Origin of the sequence: Chryseobacterium sp. S0630 (genome assembly GCF_024158915.1) — a bacterium.
Classification (GTDB): Bacteria; Bacteroidota; Bacteroidia; order Flavobacteriales; family Weeksellaceae; genus Chryseobacterium.
The window spans coordinates 1-17628 of sequence record NZ_JAMZGF010000047.1; the positions used below are offsets into that span (position 1 = coordinate 1).

9 protein-coding genes are annotated in these 17628 nt (G+C 35.3%); all 9 read right to left on the reverse strand.

What is annotated here, in order from left to right; genetic code table 11:
- Positions 1-83: 83 nt before the first annotated feature.
- Positions 84-1844 (reverse strand): arginine--tRNA ligase, encoded by a 1761-nt coding sequence (argS, locus tag NK356_RS17730; protein ID WP_253317616.1) that lies wholly within the window; start codon positions 1842-1844, stop codon positions 84-86.
- Positions 1845-1968: 124 nt separating this feature from the next.
- Complete coding sequence (locus NK356_RS17735; RefSeq protein ID WP_081906453.1) at positions 1969-2421, reverse strand: lipocalin family protein; 453 nt, start codon at positions 2419-2421, stop codon at positions 1969-1971.
- An 83-nt stretch (positions 2422-2504) separates the two neighbouring features.
- Positions 2505-4058 (reverse strand): SusD/RagB family nutrient-binding outer membrane lipoprotein, encoded by a 1554-nt coding sequence (locus tag NK356_RS17740; RefSeq protein ID WP_034696110.1) that lies wholly within the window; start codon positions 4056-4058, stop codon positions 2505-2507.
- 7 nt (positions 4059-4065) lie between these two features.
- Complete coding sequence (locus NK356_RS17745; protein WP_253317617.1) at positions 4066-7059, reverse strand: SusC/RagA family TonB-linked outer membrane protein; 2994 nt, start codon at positions 7057-7059, stop codon at positions 4066-4068.
- Positions 7060-7393: 334 nt separating this feature from the next.
- On the reverse strand, positions 7394-7843 hold the full coding sequence (locus NK356_RS17750) for a lipocalin family protein (protein ID WP_253317618.1): 450 nt from the start codon (positions 7841-7843) through the stop codon (positions 7394-7396).
- A gap of 59 nt (positions 7844-7902) precedes the next feature.
- Positions 7903-9363 (reverse strand): SusD/RagB family nutrient-binding outer membrane lipoprotein, encoded by a 1461-nt coding sequence (locus NK356_RS17755; RefSeq protein ID WP_034696113.1) that lies wholly within the window; start codon positions 9361-9363, stop codon positions 7903-7905.
- 4 nt (positions 9364-9367) lie between these two features.
- Positions 9368-12328 carry a SusC/RagA family TonB-linked outer membrane protein gene (locus tag NK356_RS17760; RefSeq protein ID WP_253317619.1) on the reverse strand — a complete coding sequence of 987 codons (2961 nt, stop codon included), beginning with the start codon at positions 12326-12328 and terminating at the stop codon, positions 9368-9370.
- Positions 12329-12733: 405 nt separating this feature from the next.
- Positions 12734-14350 carry a SusD/RagB family nutrient-binding outer membrane lipoprotein gene (locus NK356_RS17765; protein WP_081906455.1) on the reverse strand — a complete coding sequence of 539 codons (1617 nt, stop codon included), beginning with the start codon at positions 14348-14350 and terminating at the stop codon, positions 12734-12736.
- Between the two features lie 24 nt (positions 14351-14374).
- The gene (locus NK356_RS17770) at positions 14375-17380 is read right to left on the reverse strand and encodes a SusC/RagA family TonB-linked outer membrane protein (RefSeq protein WP_253317620.1); all 3006 of its coding nucleotides are present in this window, start codon (positions 17378-17380) and stop codon (positions 14375-14377) included.
- Positions 17381-17628: the final 248 nt, after the last annotated feature.

The window sequence follows — 17628 nt, forward strand, 5'->3', positions numbered from 1 at the left end:
AAAAAAATCATCCTAAAAAAATAATATGGGTAGTTTATAAACAAAAACCGCCTCAAGGAAAATGAGACGGCTTCTTTCTATTTTTACATTCTGTTTACGGTTCCGATTCCCAGCAGTTCTAACGACTTTTTGATCGTTTTTGCTGTGATATCCGAGATATTCAAACGGAATTGTTTTACATTTTCATCTTCCTGATTCAGAATAGGATTATTCTGATAGAAAGAGTTGTATGCTTTCACAAGATCATAAACATAGTTGGCAACCAAAGCCGGACTTAAGGTTTCCGCTGATTTAGCCACTACAGTTTTAAAGTTGGTCAGTTGCATAATCAATTCTTTTTCAGATTGATTCAATTCAATATCAGCAGTTTCGGACTGTAAAGCACCTGCTTTAGACAATAACGACTGAATACGTGCATAGGTATATTGAATAAACGGACCTGTATTTCCGTTAAAATCAATACTTTCTGCAGGGTTGAAAAGCATTTTTTTCTTAGGATCAACTTTAAGCATGAAATATTTCAATGCACCTAATCCTACCGTTTCATAAGATGCTTCTTTATCTTCTTCTGAAAGGCTTTCCAGTTTTCCTAATTCCTGAGCTTTAGATTTTGCTGTTTCATACATTTCCTGCATCAGGTCGTCTGCATCTACTACTGTTCCTTCACGGGATTTCATTTTACCTTCAGGAAGTTCTACCATTCCGTAAGAAAGGTGGAACAACTGATCAGCCCATTCGTATCCTAATTTTTTCAGGATTTTAAATAAAACCTGGAAGTGATAATCCTGTTCGTTTCCTACGGTATAGATCAGTTTCTGAATATTATTCTGCTTAAAACGCTCCACTGCCGTTCCAAGATCCTGAGTCATGTAGACTGAGGTACCGTCTGAACGTAACAACAGTTTCTGATCAAGCCCTTCATCTGTAAGGTCGCACCAAACAGAACCATCTTCTTTCTGATACAGAACACCTTTGTCCAAACCAGCCTGGATAAGATCTTTTCCTAAAATATACGTATTGCTTTCATATTGAACCTGGTCAAAATCTACTCCCAGTCTTTTATACGTTTCGTTGAAACCTTTATAAACCCATGAGTTCATTTCTTCCCAAAGCGCTCTTACTGTTTTGTCTCCATTTTCCCAATCCAAAAGCATTTTCTGAGCTTCTTTCATTACCGGAGCATCTTTTTTAGCCTGCTCCTCTCCTACACCCTGCTCTACAAGTTCTGCAATTTCTTTTTTATAGTTTTTGTCAAATTCTACATAGTAGTTTCCAACAAATTTGTCTCCTTTGGTATTGGTCGTTTCAGGAGTTGCTCCGTTTCCGAATTTCTCCCAAGCCAGCATAGATTTACAGATATGAATTCCTCTGTCGTTGATGATCTGAGTTTTGATTACATCATATCCGGCTTCTTTTAAAATCTGGGCAACTGAGAATCCTAATAAATTATTTCTGATATGTCCCAAGTGCAATGGCTTATTAGTATTCGGTGAAGAATATTCTACCATTACTGTAGCATTTTTCTTTTCTACAACAGAGAAGTTTTCGCTTACAGATCTAAAGTTATCCACAAACAATTGGTTTTTCACCTTCACATTAAGGAAACCTTTTACTACGTTAAAGCTTTCAAAAAGCTCTGTCTGCTCTGTTAAAGCTTCTCCTAATTCAACCCCGATGCTCTCAGGATTTTTCTTCAATTGTTTTACCAACGGAAAAGTAACAATGGTAAAATCGCCCTCAAATTCCGTTTTATTTTCCTGAACTTCCAGTTTGATGTCTTTTAACTGATATACATTTAAAATGACCTCCGAAAGTTTCTGTTCTATGATATCTTTAATATTCATGTTTCTAAATTCTCTTTTTAATGCTTATCGCTGAAACATTTTTACAGTCTGTTTCAATTCAAAATCTGAGTTACAAATATACGGAAATAAAAAAACCGCCCGAAGGCGGTTTCTTAAAGTATTTTTATTCTTTTAAATAAACTAATACAGCATCATCATTACCTGGGATTCCATCTACATTTTTAGAACCATCAACAATTTTCAGTTCAGTATCAGAGAAATCTTCGACAGTTTTCTGTGATGTTTTACTCACTCCTGCTTCCGTATAAGTAAGCGTTAGTTTACCATACATCCTATCATAAGCCCATTTCCCTAAATAGGATTCAGGTTTTATACACTCCCCGGCTCCAGCACCTGCTTCATATCTTTCATATACACCCGAAAAGTCAGTATTAATAAGTATCTGTCCTTTTTTTTCACAAGTGGATACAGGATAGCTTTTCCCTTTAAACTCATATCGGGAAGGTTTCCATGTACCATTAACACTCACCTCTTCTGTTTTAGAATTACTCCTGTCATCGCCACTGCTGCAAGAAACAATTCCCATTATGGCAATAAGCCCAATCAAAAACTTCATATTGTATTGTATAATTTTTTAAATAAGATATTCCTGCATTGCTACAGGAATACCATTATTATTGATTTCAAAGGATCATTACATTAGTTTACGTCCCAGAAAACTTTAGTTGATACTTTATCTCCTCCAATTTTTGAAGCAGCTTTCTCAACATTAGCTTTGTTAAGCAAATATTCCTGATCAGAATACTTCATTCTTACCGGCACAGATTCTACTGTAGAATCTTCAGGATTTTCAAACACAGGGTAATTTAATCTTCTTGCAAAATTCCATGCCTGGAATCCTTTATTAAACATGGCAACCCAAGCCTGGAAACCTATAGATTTTCTCCAGTTTGAAGCATCATATGGATTTGCTGCAATGAATGTAGCTGCAGATGCAGGGGCAATACCATATTCTGTCATAGAAGCAGTGATAGCTTCTCCATATAGACCCGCTCCTGTTCCACCAACACTAAAACCGCGTGCTGCTGCTTCAGCTCTTAAGAATGAGATTTCTGAGTAATCCAGCAAATATCCTTGAGCGTTCTCTGTGAAAAGCATATAATCATTATCGTCTCCCATATCAGGAACTCCGTTAATATCTATTTTTGGAGAGGTCATATGTGAGTAATTCACAAATGAATTTCCTTTTCCATAAACTCCTCCTTTATATGCACCTGTATTAGGCTTGTACTTTCCAGTAATTTTGTCGAATACTCTATCTGCTTTTACAAACCATCTTGCTCTTCTAGGATCCGAAGTAGAATTCATATAGTTTATCAACACTTCTGAAGGAACAAGATCATTTCTACCAGACTGTACATCTTCCTGATATACAGGATTAGCAAATAATCCTGATGGAAAAGCCGCTAAACCAAAATTATCATCTTTACTTTCGAATAAACCAGCTGCATAAGCTGCCTCAGCAGTATTTTTTGCAAATGCCGGATCAGCATCGGAAAGAGTTACTGCTAATTTGAATTTTAAAGAGTTACCCATTTTTTTCCACTTAGACATATTTCCTTTATAGAATAAGTCATCAGCATATCCGGACTCTGCGGTACTAATCATTGCAACAGCGGCATCAATTCTTTTTATCAGATCCAGATAAATTGTTTTTGCATCATCATAAGGAATTTCAGAAGCTCCCGGACTCCCTGGAACAGCTTTTAAAGTTCCAAAATAAGGGACATCCCCATATGTATCAACAAGATTTGCCCATGTGTATACACTGATCAATTCAATAATAGCTATATTATTTTTTTTCTTCACGGCACTTCCACCCTCATTTTGAAGAAATTGTTTAGCATCTCTAAGAGCAGACAGAACCCCCGCAGAATGCACTGTAGCAGATCTTGAAGCCATCATTACATTATAATGGCTTCTTGGGATAGGTCTTGTTACCATATCATAGTTTGATTCATCAACATAGGTAGTTTGTGCCCATTGCTGAGTAAAGAATCTTGAGATATTATTATTAACGTTAGGGGTTAGCATCTGCGATATTAACGCCTGTTCTGCACTTGCCACCAATAACCCTGAAGGAACAATTGATGGGTGTTTTGGGTCTTCATTCAAAGATGTGATATCACGTTCACAAGAAGTGGTAGCCACAGTTAAAGAAATTAGACTTAATATTAAAATTATCTTTTTCATGTTTTGTTTAGAATTTTAATGTTACATTGATACCTATGTCACGTGTTGTAGGAAGTACCCCAATAGAGTTTCCTTTTGAAGCTAACCCGTTTCCAGTTCCTGCTTCAGGATCTGCATAAGGTAAGTTTTTGTGAATGATCCAAAGGTTTCTTCCAACTAAAGAAATTTTTGCTTCCTGTATAGAAGTATTGGCAAGAATTGATTTTGGAAGGCTGTAACCAATACTAGCTTCTCTTAACTTAACATAAGAAGCATCATATACAAATCTGCTGTTTGGCATTCTTCTGTATCCATCCACGTTACCAAAACTACCAGGAGCACTTGTAGGAGTTGTATTTACTTGTCCGTTAGGATTTACACCTGGATTAATAACCCCAGCTGTTCTATAATCTCCTACAGCAGTCTCTTCATACAAACCTGTAGCAAGACCATAATACATATCTGTAGAGAATACATCCCCACCATGTTTGATATCAATTAAGAAACTCACAGAAATTCCTTTATAAGTAAAGCTATTCCTGATACCTCCAATCCAATCTGGGGTAATATTTCCGATTACCTGATTTGGATTTCTTAAATATCTCCCGTTAGTAGGGGACACAACACGCTCTCCATTGGCATCGTAAACATAATCTGAACCAACCAAAGCTCCAAATGCTTCACCAACTCTTGCATTTAATGAAACACCTCCCTGATATTGTGCCAATAAATAGTTTTGGGAATCACCATATAGAGAAATTACTTCATTTTCGTTTTTAGACCAATTTACATCAATATCCCAACTAAAGTTAGAATTTTTAATCGGCGTACCATTTAACTGAACTTCAATACCTTTATTATTAATCTGTCCTGCATTTACTAGGAATGTTCTATACCCAGTCGCTGAGGAAACCGGAAGATTGATAATTTGATCAAGAGTACGCGTTTTATAAACAGCTATATCAAATCCTATTCTGTTTTTTAAGAATTGAGCTTCCATACCAAATTCCACTTCTTTTGATCTCTGTGGTTTAAGATCTGGATTTGCTAAGAAATATGATTGATTAACCAATCCCGTACCTCCAAATCCTCCTCTTACTCTATAGGTATTATTTAGTTGATAATTCACAGTTGAGGAACCTACTTCTGCATAATTGGCTCTTACTTTCCAGAAGCTTAACCAGTTTTGCTTCCATAATTCTGAAAGAATTAAAGATCCTGTTGCTGAATAGTAATCATAGGTATTATTAGCTTTTGGAAGGTTTGAACTTCTGTCTACTCTATACGTTCCGTCTACAAATAATAAATTTTTATATCCGAAAGAAGCCGTAGCATATAAACTGGATGTAAGCCATTTTGCGTAGTTTTCATCCGGCGGGATGATTGGATTTGCAGAGTTAGAAATTGCATACAATCCCGGAGTTGCAAGACCACCTTCTGTACTTGCATACACTGCATCACTTAGGTTTCTTCTTACATTCCCTCCTACGATACCACTAACATTTAAGTCTTCCAGGATATCGAATTTGTAATTAGCAAATAAATCAAAGTTGGTTTCTGAAGTTCTTACATCCTGACGGGAATATCCTGAAGTTACATTATTTCCTGAAGCTCCAAAAGACTGAGGTAATGAGCCGTTAGTCAATCTTTCTTCAATTAGCATTTGCATATTGTCATAAGATAACTTCCCTGTAATTCCAAAGTTTCTAGAAACATCATACTTTAACTGTGCATAGCTGAATGTTCTTGTTCTGGAGTCAGTTTGATAGTTATTATATCTCTGGAAATATGGGTTATTCCAATAAATAGGTGTTCCATCTGAGCCAGAATTTCTATTCCATGTATTGTTGCTGTTATTCGATCTGGCATAGGCATCTCTTAATTCATAGATGTCTACGTTCGTCTGCCACCACTGTCTGAATCCAGTTACAATATTATCAGAATATCCAGTTTCGTTTCGTCCTTTTGTATCCTGAATGGTTAAAGTTGAAAATACAGTAGCATGTAGTTTATCTGTAAAATCATAGCTAAACTTTGCAGTTAAATTATTTTTTCTCAAATCTGAATTTGGCAATAAACCATTAGAAAGCATATTTGAGTATGACAATGATATGTTCGATGATTTATTTCCTTTCTCCAATGAAATGGAGTTAACATACGTTACCGGAGTTTCAAAGAATTTAATAGGCCCATTTTTAGCTGCTACCCAAGGTGTTGCCATCCCATAATAAGGGGAAGTTGGATCGTAAGAATACCATTGACGAACTAATAAGTTAGGGTTAAACTCAGCTCCATAAGAAGCATCTTCGGTAAATGGCACCTGAAGTTCTCCAGTGTTCGGATCATGGTTAAAATATTCATTCCCATTATTTCCGTACACAGCTCCATAACCAGCTCCATATCTTGATTGATATTTAGGGAAAGTAGATTTATCAATAAAACCTACATTGATGTTTGAGTTCAATGTTACTCCCCAACTTCCGTCTTGTTTTCCACGTCCGTTTTTAGTAACAATCAAAATTACACCATCACTTCCTCTTTCTCCGTATAAAGCAGAAGCAGCTGCTCCTTTTAAAACATTTATACTTTCAATATCATTCTGATTGATATCCGATAAGAAATTTCCATAATCAAAAGCAGTTCCTTTGACACTTCCATTATTTACTGGAGATCCATCAACTACAATAAGCGGAGATCCTCCTGACAGAGATTTATACCCTCTGATCAATAAGTTTGATGATCCGCCAAAGTTGTTGTTTGTGTTAACCTGAAGACCTGCAACTTTACCAGAAAGTAAACCTGCAACGTTCCCTGTATTGGTAGTTCCACCTGTTAATGCCTCAGCCTTTACTTCTTCGGAAGCATAACCAAGAGATTTTTTCTCTCTTTTAATCCCGAGTGCGGTTACAACCACACCCTCAATTTCTTTTGTTTTAATAGTATCATTCTTTTGTTGAGCGTTCGCAACCGCTATAGAAGAAGATAATACTAAAACAAGAAGACTTGCTGTTAGTTTCTTCATATCAAAATTAATTTTTACTCAGCAAATTTGTATTTTTATTGATAAATTAACAAACAAATACAAATAAAACAGAAATAAATACAATAATCAGTATGAAAAACAACTAAATCAATTAATAAAATACATCAAAAACAAAGTATTTAATAAAAAAAAATAACATCAATATTTCAATTAATGCATAAATATCTACACATTGACCACACACTCACAACACGCTGAAAAACTGATAAATATAAACCCAAAAAGCAATATTAATTCACAATATACTCTAAAAAAAAGTTTATAAATAAAAAAAACCGCCATAAGGCGGTTTTTATATGCAAGCAAGAATTATTTATTCTTTTCCGAAAACAAGGACAGCCTCGTCATTTCCGGGCGTATTGTCCAAATTTTTGCTGTTATCATTAATTCTGAGTTCTGTATCTGAATAGGACTGCACTTGTTTTTTCATAGTTTTAGTCACTCCAGCATCGTTATAAGTAATTGTAAGAGTATTATATAAACTATCAAAAGCCCATTTTCCTACAAAAGAATCTGATAAATTACAATTCCCCGAAACTCCAGACTCATATCTGTCATAGGCTCCTGAGAAATCTGCATTAATCATTATGACTCCTTTGTCTTCACAATCATTCAGTACAATATTTTTACCTCTGAATTCATATTTAAAGGGCTTCCAGATTCCATTTATGCTTACATCATTGGCTACTGCTTGATGATCATCATCATCATTAGAACATGAAACAAATCCCATTAATAAAAGAATTCCAATAAAATATTTCATAATTAAGTATTTTCTACATCCGGCTAATGGTATTAGGATCAGCCGGATTATTATTCAAATTAAAACTTATCCCAGAAGATCTTCGTTGAAACTTTATCCCCTCCTATTTTTGTTGCTGCGGCATTTACGTTCGTAGCATTCAATAGATATTCTTGGTCAGAATAACGCATTCTGATTGGAACTGCTTCTACTCTGGAGTTTGAAGGATTTACGAATACCGGGAAGTCCAGTCTTCTTGCAAAGTTCCATGCCTGGAAACCTTTATTAAACATGGCTACCCATGATTGTTCTCCAATTGATTTTTTCCAGTTGACAGCATCATATGGATTAGCAGAAACATATGCCTCAGCGTTAACAGTACTTACACCGTATTCTGCCATGGAAGCTCTAATTGCATCAGAATATATAGTGGCAGCAGCTCCTCCTACACTGAATCCTCTTTGTGCAGCTTCAGCTCTTAAGAACATAATTTCTGTATAATCCAACAAGAAACCTTGAGCATTTTCCCCAGAAATAGCATTTGTAAAATGAGAATACTGTCCGAAAACGTTTTGCTTGGCATATTTCCCTCCAATATAAGCACCTTCTACTGTTGTAAACCAAATAGCTCTTCTTGGGTCGCTTTTACCATTCATAAAATTCATTAAGACATCAGACGGTAAAAAGTCATTTCTACCGGATTGAATGACATCCTGATAAACAGGGTTGGATAATAATCCCGAAGGGAAAGTCTGCAATCCGAAGTTATCCAGTTTTTCTGTGAATAACCCGCCTGTATATGCTGCTTCAGCATACGTTTTAGCCAGAGCTGGTTCAACATCAGCAAGAGTAACTGCTAATCTAAACTTCAAAGAATTCGCCATTTTTTTCCATTTGGACATATCTCCTTTATAGATAAGATCATTGGAATATCCTGTATCTGAAGTATTAATCATAGCAAGAGCAGCATCGATTCTTTTTATCAGATCAAGATAAATAGTCTTTGCATCATCATAAGGGATTTCTGAATTTCCTGGATTTTCTGCGGTGGCCTTAAGAGCTCCGAAATAAGGAATATCTCCATAGGTATCTACTAAATTGGCCCATGCATAAACATTTACCAATTCAATCATCGCAATATTATTATTCTTCTTCACACTAGCAACTCCTTCATCTTCAAGAAATCTTCTGGCATCTCTCAATGCTGAAAGAACTCCCGGAGAATTTACTGTAGCTGAAGAAGAGGCCATCATACGATTGTAATGATTTCTAGGAATAGGTCTTGAAACCATATCATATCTTGATTCATCAATATATGTTGTTTCTGACCATTGCTGGGTAAAAAATCGGCTAATATTACGGTTAACATTGACGTTCAATATCTGATCAAGTAAAACCTGTTCTGCACTTGCAAAAAGTACTCCGGAAGGCACTACCGTCGGGTGCTTAGGATCTTCATTCAATGAAGTAATTTCTCTTTCACAAGAAGTAAAAGTTAATGACAATGAAGCTAAGCCTATGATTAAAAATATTTTTTTCATTTTTTTAGAATTTTAAAGTTATATCTATTCCAATATCACGAGTCGTTGGAAGTACCCCAATAGACTGTCCTTTTGCAGCTAATCCGTTACCTGTACCTGCTTCCGGATCAGCGTATGGTAAATTCTTGTGGATAATCCATAAGTTTCTACCTACAATAGATATTTTTGCATCCCGAATAGAAGTATTTGCTAAAATAGATTTTGGCAAAGAATATCCTATACTGGCTTCTCTTAATTTTACATAAGATGCATCATATACGAATCTCTTATTTGGCATAACACCATATCCGTCTACACTACCCGCAGAAGTTGGGTCGCCTGCAACCGTAGTATTAACATTTCCGTTTGGATTCACTCCCGGATTGATCACTCCGCTTTCTCTGTAATAAGCTGTCTCTTCATACAAACCAGTTGCTATACCATAGGCCATATCCGGAGAATATACATCTCCTCCCTGTTTTACATCAATAAGGAAGCTTAAAGAGAACTCTTTGTAACGGAAACTGTTTCTTATACCTCCTACCCAGTCTGGTGTGATATTTCCGATAACCTGGTTATTATTTCTCAGATAATTTCCGCTAACCGGATCTACAATTTTGTTACCGTTAGCATCATATTGATAATCTGACCCTACCAATGCTCCAAAAGCTTCTCCTACACGGGCATTCAAAGAAACTCCATTCTGATAGGTTGCCATTAGATAATTCTGTGAATTACCATTTAATGCAATCACTTTATTTTCGTTCTTAGACCAGTTTACGTTCACATCCCAGGAAAAGTTATCAGATTTAAATGGAGTACCATTCAACTGAACTTCGATACCTTTATTATCAATCTGCCCAGCGTTCACTAAGAATGTACGATATCCTGTAGCTGAAGATACCGGTAGATTAATAATCTGGTCAATCGTTTTGGTCTTATAAATAGCAATATCAAATCCTAATCTATTTCTGAAGAACTGAGCCTCCATACCAAATTCAGTTTCTTTGGATCTCTGAGGTTTCAAATCAGGGTTAGCAAGGAAATAAGGCTGATCAAACAATCCTTCTCCTCTTGCTTTAAATGTATTGGCAAGCCTGTAGTTATTTGTTGAAGAACCTACTTCTGCATAGTTTCCTCTTACTTTCCAGAAGCTAAGCCATGGCTGTTTTACAAATTCTGACAAGATAAGGGACCCGGTTACTGATGGATATGAATAACTGTTATTTCCTTTTGGTAAGTTTGAAGATTGGTCCACACGGAAAGTACCATCTACAAATAAGAAGTTCTTATAACCAACAGATGCTGTTGCATATAAACTTGACGTTAAGAATTTCGCATAATTTTCATCAGGAGGAAGAATTGTTCTCACAGAGTTAGATATTGCAAAAAGCCCTGGTTTAGATAAACCTCCTTCCGTACTCATATACACATTGTCGATTAAGTTTCTTCTAACGTTTCCTCCGGCAATACCACTAACATTCAAGTCTGGTGTGATATCGAATTTATAGTTAGCAAATAAATCAAAATTCATTTCTGAATTTTTAACATTCGTTCTTGCATATCCTGAGCCCACGTTAAGACCTGAAGCTCCAAATACCTGAGGTAATGATCCGTTCATCAATCTTTCTTCTACAACCATCTGCAAATCATCGTAAGATAATTTTCCGGTAATACCGAAGTTTTTGGAAACATCATATTTTAATTGTGCATAGCTAAAAACCCTTGTTCTGTCATCTGACTGATAACTCTGATATCTTTGGAAATAAGGGTTATTCCAATATTGAGGAGTTCCGTCTGCTGATGAAGTTCTGTTCCAGCTAAAATTACTGTTTCCATTATTCTGATAGGCATTTCTTAGAGCAGCTACATCCACGTTGGTTTGCCACCATTGTCTAAAACCTGAAACAATATTATCTGAATAACCTGTTTCATTACGTCCTCTTGTACCTTGCAATGTTAATGTAGTAAAGACTGAAGCGTGTAATTTATCTGTAAAATCATGGCTGAATTTTGCAGAAATAGTATTTTTTCTTAGTTCTGAATTTGGCATCAGACCATTGGAAAGCATATTGGAATAGGATAAGGAAAGATTTGATGTTTTATTTCCTTTTTCAATGGTAAGGCTATTAACGTATGTGACTGGTGTTTCAAAGAATTTGATAGGTCCGTTTTTAGCGGCTACCCAAGGTGTTGCTTTACCATAATTAGGAGAGGATGGATCAAATGAATCCCATTGGTAAACCAATGAATTAGGATTAAATGCAGGACCATAAGATGCATCATCACCAAAGTTCGCATAATTATATCCTCCAGGCCCCGGATCTTCGTTCCAGGATTCTCCACCATATCCGGCTCCATATTTAGTCTGATATTTTGGGAATGTAGATTTATCAATAAAACCAGCCGTAATTCCGGAGCTTAGAGTAACTCCCCAGCTTCCATCATTGTTTCCTCTACCGCTTTTGGTTACAATAAGAATAACTCCATCACTACCTCTTTCACCATATAAAGCAGAAGCTGCTGCTCCTTTTAGTACGTTAATGGATTCAATATCTTCCTGATTGATATCTGATAGGAAATTACCATAATCGAAAGGAGCTCCTGTTGTGACAGTTGTATTGTTAACAGGTGAGCCATCAATTACAATAAGTGGAGATCCACCATTTAAAGATTTATAACCTCTGATCAAGAGGTTTGCAGATCCGCCAAAGTTGTTGTTTGTATTTACCTGTAGTCCGGCTACCTTACCTGAAAGAAGAGATGCAACGTTTCCGGTATTGGTAGTTCCACCGGTTAATTCCGCAGCTTTCACTTCTTCAGAAGCATAACCAAGAGATTTTTTCTCTCTTTTAATCCCGAGTGCGGTTACAACCACACCCTCAATTTCTTTTGTCTTAATAGTATCATTCTTTTGCTGGGCATTGGCAACAGCTATAGAAGAAGACAATACCAAAACAAGAAGACTTGCTGTTAGTTTCTTCATATCAAATTAATTTTTGTGACCTTACAAATTTGTAAAACTTTCTTAATACCACAAAGTAAAAGTTAAAAAAATTATACATATTTCAATATTTTAAAACAAAAACATCTAGATACATACTAAAATAAGTTAAAAACAAAACATTTAACAAAAACAAACCATTTAAATATTAATTTTTTTTAAGAAATAATAACAATCAATTAAATTGATATAATCTATATTTCAAATTCAATTATTATTTTAAACAAACTGACTATCAATAAATTAAAAAAACACAAAGATAAAATCCATAAATACCCATAGCTAGTACTATGCTAGGCATATCTTTGAATTTGAAAATTTTTCTGATTTTAAAAACAAAAAAACCGCCCGAAGGCGGTAAAATATATTAAAATTGTTTTATAAGAATTAGTTTTGATTCCAGAAAGGAGTTGTTGAGTTCTTAGTAAAACATTGAGCATTTGAAATCTGAGGAACGTTTGCTGAGTTAGCTACGTATTCAGATGACGGATACATCAATCTGTATGGCTTGTTAGGCTTCGCTGAAGTTGTTGCCATAGGGGTAACTGGGAAACCAGTTCTGTTATAATCGATGAAAGATTCTGTAGGGTTAATTCCAGCAGTAGCTAACCATTTCTGAGTCATGATAGCTTCAATCTTATTATCATTAGTTCCAATCCATCCTAAACCTACTTTAGTTTGAATTGCAGCTTTGTATGCAATATAGTCAGCATTAGCAGCATAAAGATAGTCAAAAGATGCTTTAATACCTTTTTCGAAGCTTTCCTGACCGTTAATTGCAAAAATACCCGGATATCTCACTGCTGCTTCAGCCTGAAGGAATTCACTCTCTGACTGAGTCATTATAACTCCTGATTTTGCAGACCCAACAGATGTCAACTGAGAAGTTGTGCTAGGACTTCCATTTCCAAATATCCAACCATTTCCAAATCTTGAAACCGTTGTAAGATCTGTCGGAGCTCCCGGCTGTCCAGGTGTAGCACCTTGTCTAACCCCTTTTACAACTGACTGACCATTATAATTAACCATTGAGAACATTCTTCCTCTTCTACCATCTTTGATACCGTTAAATTTCTGATAAACATTATCAGTCATACTATAAGGGTTACCATTAAGACAAGTAGCAATATGCTCGGATGCTGTAAATAATGTATTGTTCTGCAACTGAGAGTTAGAACTGTTTCTTACATAATATCCATAAAACGGATTCTGCTGGTCATCATTAGCAGCACTGTATCCCGGATTTACTAAAACATCACTATTTACAAAGTCTTCTCCTGCCAAAGTCTGAAGCTGCTGATCTCTAAAAGCAGCCATAGATCCAGTTACCTTGGACATTCTCACTAGCATTCTTAGTTTCACAGTGTTTGCCAGACGTCTCCATTTATCCATTGTTCCCTGAAAAACAATATCAGTAGCTCCTAACTCAAGTGCAGCAGCATTACTGTTATCAATAAGGGTGATCGCATCATTCAGACCAAGAATTAATGATCTGTAGATTTCCTCATCATTATCGTATTTTGGAGTTGCATTAGCCTGCCCCATAAAAGCCTGAGAATAAGGAGCGTCACCGTACAAATCTACAATAGTCTGCATATAAAAAGCTTTCATCACTTTTGCAGCAGCTACATAATTGTCATATTTATGCGTAGAGTTATCATATTTTTCAATAGCAACGAAATTACTTACGTTTCTATATAATCCATCCCAGATTTGTGGATAAAAAGAACTATCTACATTCAATGTATATTCGTTACCAAACGGAGCACCAAAAGAATAAGAGTTACCTGCATAAGCATTTGTCATAAGCCCTCCAAATCTGTTCATCCATGTAGCTTGTGTTCTATAAGTCTGAGCAACAGCACCAGGGAATAATAAAGTTGGAGTAATAGCTTCTGCATGGATGTTATTTGGATTTTCATTAATATCCAGATAATGATCACATGAAGTCAACGTCATAGAGGCAACGATTAAACCTAGTATCGTATATTTAAATTTTTTCATTTTCAAGTAATAATTAATTAAAGTTTAGAAAGATGCTTTAAGATTCACCCCAAAGCTTCTAGTTGATGGATACTGTGTTGTATAAGCAAAACCGGCAGCATTTCCAGTTGTACTTGCAGTTTCCGGATCCGCATAGTTTCTATTGTTATCTGCGTACTTAAAGAATGGGTTTCTTGAATAAACACCAATCGTCAATGAATTCAAGAAAGTTGAACCTAAGACTGATTTTGGTAAATCATAACTTAATGCAATTTCCCTAATCTTCAATGCTGTAGCATCAACTACCAAGTTTTCTCCAACAGCTCTATAAGCGCTACTTGAGAAATAGTTGGTAACGTTAGTATAAGTTCCTGCACCTCCCACTGGAGTATTGTTAGGAGTATATACCGGATTCGCTGCAGTACCTGTATTCTGTACTGAGTTAGGAACAATATATCCTTGAGTTCTGTCAAACTCAGCTGATTCCTCTAAACCTCCCGTAAATGCAAGTAGATTTTTCGTAAAGGATACAAATTTACCTCCTTTTCTAAAGTCTCCCATTGCAGATAAAGTGAACCCTTTATACTTAATGTTTGTAGAGAATCCAAGAATATAATCAGGGGTCGCTCTTCCTAGAACCTGAAGATTACTTGTTGTTAAAGGATTTCCTTTAGAGTCAACAATGATTCTTCCTTGGTCGTCTCTCTGGAATGCGCTTCCTTTGATAACCGGGAAGTCAGATCCTTTTACAGCAAAAATACCTACTGCTGCAGAAGAACTGCTTAATAAAGATACTTCATCAGCTCCATCAGCTAATTCTAATACTTTAGATCTGTATGAAGAGTAAGATACTTTCATATCCCAAGTAAAATTGCTTGTTTTAATTGGCGTTATTCCTAAATCAAGTTCAATACCTCTCAGTCTCATTTTACCTACGTTATCAAGAATACTTGTTAATCCGGAAGCACTTGATGCAGTTCTTGCTGTAATCAAGTCATCTGTTGTAGACTGATAAACTGAAGCATCTAATCTGATTCTATCTTTTAAGAATCCTAAAGACATTCCGAAATCTAAAGTATTAACAAATTCTGGCTTAATATCTACTGATGTAGGCGTTTGATTGTTAATATAAGAACTCAATCCGTTGAAAGGGAATCCTGTTGGGAATACTCCGATTTCATCTGTTCTGTACGGATCTACTGCAGTTGTATTACCTACTCTTGTATATGAACCTGTAATTTTTGCATAGTTAAGAATATCTCCTTTTAGACCTTCAAATGCTTTTGTTGGTACAAAAGACAAACCAACTGAATAATATGGATAAACAGGGTTTGTTCTTTTTCCTGTACTGTAAGGTCTTGTTGACAATACTGAAGACTGCTCAATTCTAAATGTGGAGTTTAAGAATAAATAATCATTATAGCTTAAATCCAAGTTAGCAAATCCTGCAATAATTCTACTGTTTGTCTGATAGTTATCTAAATTAGCGCTGGAGAAAGGATCTGGATTAAGTACATTTTTAATATGATACCAGCCTGGGATATCTAAATTATTCCCTCCTACAGATGTTACATTATAGGTTCTGTCCTGAATGTTATTACCAATGTTAAACTTCAATCCGATTTTATCTGTCAACTCATAATTAAAGTTAATCATTAAGTCACCATAATAATTTCTTTCTTTAGAAGTACTTTCATAGAACCAAGATGTTATATCACCATTACCTAAATCTCCGAAAGTAATTCCATCAATGGAAGCTCCGGGAAGGTTATAAGTTTTCGTGAAAACAGCACCATCATTATGTCTTGTATAAGTCATCCCTCTTGTTGTAACGTTTCCGTTATACGTAATGTTAATGTTCTTATTCAATTCATAATCTAAACCAAGGATAGCACTAAAGTAATCACTACGTCTGTCATATCTTTCATGATCGATAGTCCAGTATGGGTTTACTGCATATCCTGTATAATATCCTTCAATTCCACTATTTCTATAAAGTTTGATGTTATTATTAGTAGGAGTCTGAAGAATATCATCATATAAAGATGAGTTTGTAGTAGATATTATTCTGTTAATGTAGTTGATGTTACCATCAATTTTTAATTTTCCTATTTTCTTTCCAGCTTTAAAAATAAAACTGTTTTGTCTTAGTTTATCACCCTCAACTACGAAATTATTTTCAGTTCTGTTAGCAGAGAAAGACACATATGAATCTGATCCACCTGCTGTTGCTGTAATTCCGTTTTGAGTTAATACTCCTGTTGAAAAGAATTTATTCATGAAGTTTTTCACTGGAGCATATTTTTCATAAATAAATGATCCATCAGCCTGTGGAAGACCTGAAGGCATCATAGTTCCTCCAATAGCCGGATTGTCATAAGCAGCTCCCCAAGACATGTTTTCCCATGGCACATAGTTTGTACCTCCGTAGCTTACATCACTCCATCCTTCATCCTGAACTCCTTTACCGTATTTCTGCTGAACTTTTGGAAGCATGAAAACATTAGAAATATCAATAGATGAATTGAAAGTCATCTGAAGTTTTTCAGATTTTGTTCCTCTTTTAGTAGTAACAATAATTACCCCGTTTACCCCTTGCTGACCGTAAAGAGCAGCACCCTGTAAACCTTTAATTACGTTAATGTTTTCGATTGCTTCTGGTGGTATCTGCTGTAAGATGTCAGCAGATGAAATAACATTATCAATTACAATTAATGCCTGGTTATTACCAGTGATAGATTTAGCTCCTCTTAAGACAACTCTATAACTAGGATCTACACCATTGTTTGTTAAATTGATTTGTAAACCTGAAACCTTACCTGTCAACGCCTGTACAGCAGTTGGCGCAGATGCCTGATTCAATTCTTTTGTCGTTACAACTTGCTGTGTATTTGTTATCGCGTCAGCCTTTCTTTTGATACCTAAGGCTCCGGTAACAACTATCTCCTCTATATTTTTGGTTTTTAGAGTATCCTTAGTGTTTTGGGCTGACATCATCACAAATGAGGATGATAGTACAACCGCAAATACACTCGCAGTTAATTTCTTCATATCAAATTCAATTATTTTTTACAGGCTACAAATTTGTAAAACTTTCTTAAAAACACAAAGCATTTTCTTAAAAAAATATAAAAATTTCAATTATTATCAAAAAACATCGAAAATAAAATGTTAATATTTATTAAAAAAAGAAATTTTAACAAATATTAAAAAATAATCAGACTACATTATTCAAAAAAATTCAATAAAAAATTCAATTGATAATTTATACATAAAATAAACAAAACAACTATATAAAA

Bases quoted from the DNA above. Each gene is read 5' to 3' on its own strand.
- NK356_RS17740 (WP_034696110.1), bottom strand. From the start codon at position 4,058: ATGAAAAAGATAATTTTAATATTAAGTCTAATTTCTTTAACTGTGGCT.
- NK356_RS17770 (WP_253317620.1), bottom strand. From the start codon at position 17,380: ATGAAGAAATTAACTGCGAGTGTATTTGCGGTTGTACTATCATCCTCA.
- argS (WP_253317616.1), bottom strand. From the start codon at position 1,844: ATGAATATTAAAGATATCATAGAACAGAAACTTTCGGAGGTCATTTTA.
- NK356_RS17735 (WP_081906453.1), bottom strand. From the start codon at position 2,421: ATGAAGTTTTTGATTGGGCTTATTGCCATAATGGGAATTGTTTCTTGC.
- NK356_RS17755 (WP_034696113.1), bottom strand. From the start codon at position 9,363: ATGAAAAAAATATTTTTAATCATAGGCTTAGCTTCATTGTCATTAACT.
- NK356_RS17760 (WP_253317619.1), bottom strand. From the start codon at position 12,328: ATGAAGAAACTAACAGCAAGTCTTCTTGTTTTGGTATTGTCTTCTTCT.
- NK356_RS17750 (WP_253317618.1), bottom strand. From the start codon at position 7,843: ATGAAATATTTTATTGGAATTCTTTTATTAATGGGATTTGTTTCATGT.
- NK356_RS17745 (WP_253317617.1), bottom strand. From the start codon at position 7,059: ATGAAGAAACTAACAGCAAGTCTTCTTGTTTTAGTATTATCTTCTTCT.
- NK356_RS17765 (WP_081906455.1), bottom strand. From the start codon at position 14,350: ATGAAAAAATTTAAATATACGATACTAGGTTTAATCGTTGCCTCTATG.